5 protein-coding genes are annotated in these 6,666 nt (G+C 69.7%); all 5 read right to left on the reverse strand.

Annotated features, from left to right (window positions below; all coding sequences use genetic code 11):
- Nucleotides 1-393 precede the first annotated feature (393 nt).
- A complete protein-coding gene (gene mpgS, locus AB0C29_RS26985; RefSeq protein ID WP_360825522.1) occupies nucleotides 394-1,644 on the reverse strand; it encodes a mannosyl-3-phosphoglycerate synthase in 1,251 nt (416 codons plus the stop codon).
- 181 nt (nucleotides 1,645-1,825) lie between these two features.
- Nucleotides 1,826-2,839, reverse strand: a complete 1,014-nt coding sequence (gene ilvC / locus AB0C29_RS26990) for a ketol-acid reductoisomerase (protein WP_360550107.1) — start codon at nucleotides 2,837-2,839, stop codon at nucleotides 1,826-1,828.
- Between the two features lie 18 nt (nucleotides 2,840-2,857).
- Nucleotides 2,858-3,373, reverse strand: coding sequence for an acetolactate synthase small subunit (ilvN, locus tag AB0C29_RS26995; protein WP_023561968.1), 516 nt, complete (start codon nucleotides 3,371-3,373; stop codon nucleotides 2,858-2,860).
- Nucleotides 3,374-3,378: 5 nt separating this feature from the next.
- Entirely contained in the window at nucleotides 3,379-5,211 is a 1,833-nt protein-coding gene (locus AB0C29_RS27000; RefSeq protein WP_360825525.1) for an acetolactate synthase large subunit, read from the reverse strand.
- Between the two features lie 157 nt (nucleotides 5,212-5,368).
- Nucleotides 5,369-6,666 (reverse strand): bifunctional diguanylate cyclase/phosphodiesterase (locus AB0C29_RS27005; RefSeq protein ID WP_360825528.1); only part of this gene is annotated, 1,298 nt, incomplete at its 5' end.

Genomic DNA, 6,666 nt, shown 5'->3' on the forward strand with positions numbered 1-6,666 from the left:
GGCTCAGCAGGCGCCGACTGAGCAGATCAGACCGGCCGATCCGACCGCACCGCAGCACCCGGCTGCGCCCCAGCAGTAGGCCGCACCGCAGCAGTCCACCGCGCCCGCTCGGTGGGGCCGCGCCCACGCGGTGAAGCCGCCCCCACGCGGTGAAGCCGCCCCACGCGGTGAAGCCAACCAGCGATAGGCGGTGGGGCCGCGCCCGCGCGGTAAGGCCGCGCCCGCCCGGTGAAGCCGACCAGCAATAGGCGGTGGGCCACGACCGCGGCGGGCTGCCCAGCGGTGGGCGGTTCCGTTGAGCAAGCAGGCCGCACCGCAGTGGCAGGCCCGGGCGGTCAGGGCCACCCCGGCCCGCAGCCGGTCCCGGCCGCGGACCAGCAGGGCGAGCGCGACTCAGACCGTAGGCCGCGGAATGCAGTGCCGCTCGATCGGCGGCGCCGCCGCATATCCCGCCGACGCCCGCCCATCAAACTGCCGGAAGGTCAACGCCTCAGCATCCAGCCCGTCATACAACAGCTCCAGATCCAAACTCCCCACCGGCGGATAGACCCGCTCCCGCGGCGGCTCCTGACCCACCTCGAGCGCCCCCTGCGCCACCATGAAATCGATGATCGCCTGGCGGACCGACGGCAGCGTCACCGGCGAGTGGTAGACCACGTTCAGGGCCTGCATCCGCATCCCCTGCACGTGCTCCTCGCCCTTGTTGTCGTGGAAGTGCGGATTGCGGGTCTCGATCTGCAGCACCGGCACCGAGCTGGCCATCACGTCCGGGCTGGCGCTCTCCAGGATTCCGCCGAACTGCTCGAACAGGTCCATGTACTCGTACGGTTCGACGGCGAAGCCGCCCGCCAGCCGCAGCTTCAGGCCCAGGTCCAGGGTCATCGCGTGCTCGCCCGCGTTGCCGGTGGCGATCACCTCGGTGCCGAAGCCCGAGTATTCGGCCAGGAAGCGGTTGAGCCACTCGTTGGTGATCTCGGAGCTGCGGCCGCGCCGGCTGAAGAACAGTCTGCCCTCGCGGAGTTTCGGCTTGGAGTGCCACGAGATGCGGACCATCGAGTACGGGCTGTCGGCCAGGTGCAGGCCGGCCGCGTAGGCCTTGCAGTATTCGTGGACCGCGCCGGGGACGTAGTTGTCGGCGTCGACGTAGCCGAGGTAGCGGCGGCCCGTCATCGCGGCCAGCGCCATCCCGATCAGCATGGCCTCGCCCTTGCCGGCCCGGACCAGACCGTCCTCGCCGATCAACTCTTCCATCCCGGCGGCCTTGAACGCGGCGGCCAGTCCGGGGTCTTTCTGGTGCACGCTGATCGCCGAGCGGCCGGCCAGCCGGCAGAACTGCTCGAGGGTCTGCGCCTCGATCTCGTATCGGTCCACCGGCAGCTTGTCGCTGTTGGAGACCAGCACAATGAGGCAGTCATGCGGAATTCCGGAGAGCACGCCCTCGATGACGCTTCGTGATTCGTTCATGCAGGGCACGACGATTACCATTTGCGACTCGACTGCGCGTAAAGCTTCGAAGGACACGACTCGGCTGCCCGCCGAAAAGGCGTCGCCCAGGGCACCCGAGTCCAGCTCGATGACCCTCTGAAGCTCGTGGATCCGGACTGCGCCGAAGCGCTCGCTCCGAAAAGAATCAGCCAGTCGCATGCGGCGAATCTACCCGCTGCTGTCTAGTCCACCGCGCCCGAACAGTACACAATTCGATGACGACGCCGCTTTGGTAAGCGGGACGTAACGCCCATGTTTCAGGTAGTCGAATGGTTACGCAAAAACGCCGGATCGCGGCCCCTGGCGGCGCTGCGATCCGGCGTTCGCCGGTCGGAAAAGGTCAGGCTGTTTCGGTGATCGGCCGGTCGACCCAGCTCATCATGTCGCGCAGCTTCTTGCCGGTGACCTCGATCGGGTGCTCGGCGCCTTCCTTGCGGTACTGCTGCAGGCGGGTGCCGCCGGCCTCGTCGTCGGCGATGAGCGCCTTGGTGAACTCGCCGGACTGGATCTCGGCGAGGATCTTCTTCATCTCCTGCTTCACCCCGGCGTTGATCACGCGGGGGCCGCTGACGTAGTCACCGAACTCGGCGGTGTCGGAGACGCTGTAGCGCATCCGGGAGATGCCGCCCTCGTACATGAGGTCGACGATCAGCTTGAGCTCGTGCAGGCACTCGAAGTAGGCGATCTCCGGGGCGTAGCCGGCCTCGGTGAGCACCTCGAAGCCCGTCTGCACGAGCGCGGCCGTACCGCCGCAGAGGACCGCCTGCTCGCCGAAGAGGTCGGTCTCCGTCTCCTCCTTGAAGGTGGTCTTGATGACGCCGGCCCGGGTGCCACCGATCGCCTTCGCGTACGACAGCGCGAGCGCCTGGGCGCCACCGCTGGCGTCCTGCTCCACCGCGATGAGCGCGGGCACGCCCTTGCCGTCCACGTACTGGCGGCGGACCAGGTGGCCGGGGCCCTTGGGGGCGACCATCGCCACGTCCACGTCGGCCGGCGGCTTGATCAGCTCGAACCGGATGTTGAGGCCGTGACCGAAGAAGAGCGCCTTGCCGGCGGTCAGGTTCGGCTCGATCGACTCGGCGTAGATCTTCCGCTGGGCGGTGTCCGGCGCCAGCACCATGATCACGTCGGCCCAGGCGGACGCCTCGGCCGGCGTGAGCACCTTGAGGCCCTGCTCCTCGGCCTTGGCGCGGCTCTTCGAGCCCTCCTTCAGGCCGACCACCACGTCGACGCCCGAGTCGCGCAGCGACAGCGAGTGCGCGTGGCCCTGGCTGCCGTACCCGATAACGGCGACCTTGCGTCCCTGGATGATGGACAGGTCGGCGTCGTCGTCGTAGAACACTTCCGCGGTCATTGATAAATCCTCTGTAACTCAGGCGGCGCGGAGCGCCGGGCCGGTGGTGATGGAACGGGATCCGCGGCCGATCGCGACCAGGCCGGACTGGACCATTTCCTTGATGCCGTACGGCTCGAGGTCGCGCAGCAACGCATCGAGTTTGTCGGGGTTGCCGGTCGCCTCGATCGTGAGGGTGTCCGGTGCGACGTCGATCACCTTTGCCCTGAACAGCTCGACCGTCTCGAGCACCTGGCCGCGCACGGTGCGGTCGGCCCGCACCTTGACCAGCAGGAGCTCGCGCTGGACCGACTGCTGCGGGTCCAGCTCGACGATCTTCAGGACGTTCACCAGCTTGTTGAGCTGCTTGGTCACCTGCTCCAGGGGTGAGGAGTCGGCGTTGACCACGATCGTGATGCGGGAGACGTCCGGGTTCTCCGTCTCGCCCACCGCCAGTGAATCGATGTTGAAGCTGCGCCGCGAGAACAGGCCGGACACCCGGGCCAGCACACCGGGCTTGTTCTCCACGAGCACGGACAGGGTGTGCTTGTTCATACTGGTCACAGGTCGTCCTCGTCGAAGGCCGGGCGCACGTCCCGGGCGAACATGATCTCGTCGTTGCTGGTGCCGGCCGCGACCATCGGCCAGACCATGGCGTCCTTGCCGACGGTGAAGTCGATGACCACCGGGCGGTCGTTGATCTCCATGGCCGCCTTGATGGTGGCGTCCACGTCGGCCTTCGACTCGCAGCGCAGGCCCACGCAGCCCAGCGCCTCGGCCAGCTTCACGAAGTCGGGGATGCGGTGCTTGTGGGTGCCCAGCTCGGTGTTGGAGTAGCGGCCCTCGTAGAACAGGGTCTGCCACTGCCGGACCATGCCCAGGTTGCCGTTGTTGATGACGGCGATCTTGACCGGGATGCCCTCCAGCGCGCAGGTGGCCAGCTCCTGGTTGGTCATCTGGAAGCAGCCGTCGCCGTCGATCGCCCACACCGCGGTGTCGGGGCGGCCGACCTTGGCGCCCATCGCGGCCGGCACCGCGTAGCCCATCGTGCCGGCGCCGCCCGAGTTGAGCCAGGTGCCCGGCTTCTCGTAGCTGATGAACTGCGAGGCCCACATCTGGTGCTGGCCGACCCCGGCCACGTAGATCGCCTCCGGGCCGACCAGCTCACCGATCCGCTGGATCACGTACTGCGGGGCCAGGGTGCCGTCGGTGGGCTCGTCGTAGCCCAGCGGGTAGCGCTCGCGCAGGTCGTTGAGCTGCGCCCACCACGGCTCGTACGCCGCGGTGCCGCCCGCCGTGGCGGAGACCGCCGCGATCAGCTCGTCGATGACGTGCCGGGCGTCGCCCACGATCGGGACGTCGGCGTGCCGGTTCTTGCCGATCTCGGCCGGGTCGATGTCGGCGTGCACGACCTTGGCGTCCGGGGCGAACGAGTCGAGCTTGCCGGTGACCCGGTCGTCGAAGCGGGCGCCCAGGGTGACCAGCAGGTCGGCCTTCTGCAGCGCGTACACCGCCGGGACCGTGCCGTGCATGCCGGGCATGCCCAGGTGCTGCGGGTGCGAGTCGGGGAACGCGCCCAGGGCCATCAGCGTGGTGACCACCGGGATGCCGGTCAGCTCGGCCAGCTTGCGCAGCCCGTCGGTGGCACCGGCCTTGAGCACGCCGCCGCCGACGTACAGGACCGGGCGCTTGGCCTGGGCGATCAGCCGGGCCGCCTCGCGGATCTGCTTGCCGTGCGGGTGCAGCGTGGGCCGGTAGCCGGGCAGGTCCAGGGTGGGCGGCCAGGCGAAGGTGGTCGCCGCCTGCAGCACGTCCTTGGGGACGTCGACCAGCACCGGGCCCGGACGGCCGGTCAGGGCGAGGTGGAACGCCTCGGCCATGATCCGCGGGATCTCCTCGGGCGTCTGGATCAGGAAGTTGTGCTTGGTGATCGGCAGCGTGATGCCCTGGATGTCCGCCTCCTGGAAGGCGTCCGTGCCGATCGCGGGCCGGGCCACCTGGCCGGTGATCGCGACGATCGGCACCGAGTCCATGTAGGCGTCGGCGATCGGGGTGACCAGGTTGGTCGCGCCCGGGCCGGAGGTGGCGATGCAGACGCCGACCTTGCCGGTGGCCTGCGCGTAGCCGGTCGCGGCGTGCCCCGCGCCCTGCTCGTGGCGGACCAGGATGTGCCGGACCTTGGAGTCGTACAGCGGGTCGTAGGCGGGCAGGATCGCCCCGCCGGGGATCCCGAACGCCACCTCGACGCCGAGCGCCTCGAGCGACCGCACGAGCGAGCCGGCCCCGCTGACGGGGGTCGGGGACACCGTGGCTACGGCCGGGGTGCCGGCTGCCGCGGCGACGGTGGCCGGGGTGGCACGGTGGGCGAGGGTCTCGGGTGTGGGTCTTGTCATGGCGATTCAGACCTTCGTTCGGGATGGGTGAGCCTGGACGGTCCCGGAGCAACAAAAAAGGTCCTCGTGCCGAAGCACGGGACCTAGCGCACTGTCATCTCTCGTGATCGAGGGACAGTGCGCTCACATAAGTACTCGGGACGACAAGCACATGCGGCTAAGACTGCCCCATCTCACGGGGTGCGTCAACTGATCTCACATCTTGGTCACCCGTTCGCGAGCCGTCCTCCGTCACGAAGGCCGGGTCGGTGGGCAGGAGCGCCCTGACCTGCCGCATTCCCGGGCCCAGCATGATCACCTGACTGCGGGCGGGCGCGCTGGGCGGCACCGGCGGACGCGCCCGCTGGACCGGGACCGGGCGGGCGCCGGAGGACCGTACGGTCTCCAGCTGGGCCTCCAGGTGCTCGGCGGGCACGCCCCAGCCGAACAGCGACCCCTGGCCCAGCCGGCAGCCGGCCTCCTCGACGATCGCCCGCTGCGCCGGGGTGCCGATGCCCTCGGCCAGCACTTCCAGGCCGAGCCGGTGGCCCAGCCGGACGACCACGTCGACCAGCGGCGCCGCCGTGCCGGTGCGCGACTCGGGCTCGGCGACCAGCGCGTGATCGATCTTCAGGATGTCCACCGGGAGGTTGCGCAGCTGCCCGAGTGAGGAGTAGCCCGCGCCGAAGTCGTCGAGCGCGATCCGTACGCCGGTGGACCGCAGCTCGCACAGCCGGCGGATCAGCTCGTCCATGTCGGTGGCCACCGCGTGCTCGGTCACTTCGAGGACCAGGCGCTGCGGAGGCACGTGGTAGCGCTCCAGCACCTCGGCGACATGCGCGGCGTAGTCGGCGGCGTGCAGCTCCTTGGGTGACATGTTGACCGACACCCAGACGTCGTGGCCGCCGGCCAGCCACTGGGCGAGCTGCCGGCAGGCCTGGTCCAGCACCCAGGAGCCGATCATGCTGATCAGCCCGGACTCCTCGGCCACCGGGATGAACTCGTCGGGCCGTACCGCGCCCAGCTCCGGGTGGTGCCAGCGGAGCAGGGCCTCGGCGCCGACCGGCCGCATCGACGGCAGCGCGACGACCGGCTGGAAGACCAGGCGCAGCTGCTCGCGTTCGATGGCGTGCCGCAGCTCGTTCTCCAGGACGCTGTGCCGGCGCAGCAACTCGTCGTAGCGCTTCTGGTAGCGCTCGACGCGGTTCTTGCCGCGCTGTTTCGCGTACCGCAGGGCCAGATCGGCGTCGCGCATCAGCTCGCCGGTGTCGCCCGGCGCGGGCGAGTCGGCGACGCCGACGCTCGCGGAGAGGAAGACCGAACCGTCCTCGGTCTCGTAGGGCTCGCTGAGCACCGCCAGCAGCCGCCGGCCGGCGACCATCGCCTCCTCGGGCGTGGCCCACATCAGCACCGCGAACTCGTCGCCGCCGAGGCGGGCGGCGACGTCGCCGTCGCGCAGGTTGGCCCCGAGCCGCC

Origin of the sequence: Actinoplanes sp. NPDC048791, from assembly GCF_040650095.1 — a bacterium.
GTDB lineage: Bacteria > Actinomycetota > Actinomycetes > Mycobacteriales > Micromonosporaceae > Actinoplanes.

What these genes read in the sequence shown, in the direction of transcription:
- ilvN (WP_023561968.1), bottom strand. Translation starts at nt 3,373, where the DNA reads ATGAACAAGCACACCCTGTCCGTGCTCGTGGAGAACAAGCCCGGTGTG.
- mpgS (WP_360825522.1), bottom strand. Translation starts at nt 1,644, where the DNA reads ATGCGACTGGCTGATTCTTTTCGGAGCGAGCGCTTCGGCGCAGTCCGG.
- AB0C29_RS27000 (WP_360825525.1), bottom strand. Translation starts at nt 5,211, where the DNA reads ATGACAAGACCCACACCCGAGACCCTCGCCCACCGTGCCACCCCGGCC.
- ilvC (WP_360550107.1), bottom strand. Translation starts at nt 2,839, where the DNA reads ATGACCGCGGAAGTGTTCTACGACGACGACGCCGACCTGTCCATCATC.